Here is a 1,205-nt window from a genome sequence, read left to right as displayed (position 1 = left end):
CTTCAGAACTAACACAGTGGACGCGAGCAACTGAGGACAAGCCCTCGGCCTATTAGTACCAGTCAGCTCCACCCGTTACCGGGCTTCCACATCTGGCCTATCAACCCAGTCGTCTACTGGGAGCCTTACCCTCTCAAGGAGGTGGGAATACTCATCTTGAAGCAGGCTTCCCGCTTAGATGCTTTCAGCGGTTATCCCTCCCGAACGTAGCCAACCAGCCATGCCCTTGGCAGGACAACTGGCACACCAGAGGTTCGTCCGTCCCGGTCCTCTCGTACTAGGGACAGCCCTTCTCAATATTCCTACGCGCACAGCGGATAGGGACCGAACTGTCTCACGACGTTCTAAACCCAGCTCGCGTACCGCTTTAATGGGCGAACAGCCCAACCCTTGGGACCGACTCCAGCCCCAGGATGCGACGAGCCGACATCGAGGTGCCAAACCATCCCGTCGATATGGACTCTTGGGGAAGATCAGCCTGTTATCCCCGGGGTACCTTTTATCCGTTGAGCGACGGCGCTTCCACAAGCCACCGCCGGATCACTAGTCCCGACTTTCGTCCCTGCTCGACCCGTCGGTCTCACAGTCAAGCTCCCTTGTGCACTTACACTCAACACCTGATTGCCAACCAGGCTGAGGGAACCTTTGGGCGCCTCCGTTACCCTTTGGGAGGCAACCGCCCCAGTTAAACTACCCATCAGACACTGTCCCTGATCCGGATCACGGACCGAGGTTAGACATCCAGCACGACCAGAGTGGTATTTCAACGGCGACTCCACCATGACTGGCGTCACGGCTTCAAAGTCTCCCACCTATCCTACACAAGCCGAACCGAACACCAATATCAAACTGTAGTAAAGGTCCCGGGGTCTTTCCGTCCTGCTGCGCGAAACGAGCATCTTTACTCGTAGTGCAATTTCACCGGGCCTATGGTTGAGACAGTCGAGAAGTCGTTACGCCATTCGTGCAGGTCGGAACTTACCCGACAAGGAATTTCGCTACCTTAGGATGGTTATAGTTACCACCGCCGTTTACTGGCGCTTAAGTTCTCAGCTTCGCAACCCCGAAAGGTCACTAACCGGTCCCCTTAACGTTCCAGCACCGGGCAGGCGTCAGTCCGTATACATCGCCTTACGGCTTCGCACGGACCTGTGTTTTTAGTAAACAGTCGCTTCTCGCTGGTCTCTGCGGCCACCCCCAGCTCA

The 1,205-nt window shown here is 56.2% G+C and carries 1 rRNA gene; it reads right to left on the bottom strand.

Annotation, left to right across the window (positions count from 1 at the left end):
* Window positions 1-32: 32 nt before the first annotated feature.
* Window positions 33-1,205 (bottom strand): 23S ribosomal RNA (locus tag ACZ501_RS35010); the annotation flags it as partial.

This window comes from Streptomyces sp. NPDC034085, from assembly GCF_055575555.1.
Note: the sequence above shows the minus strand (reverse complement) of the source record. Positions and strands in the feature narration are given on the sequence as shown.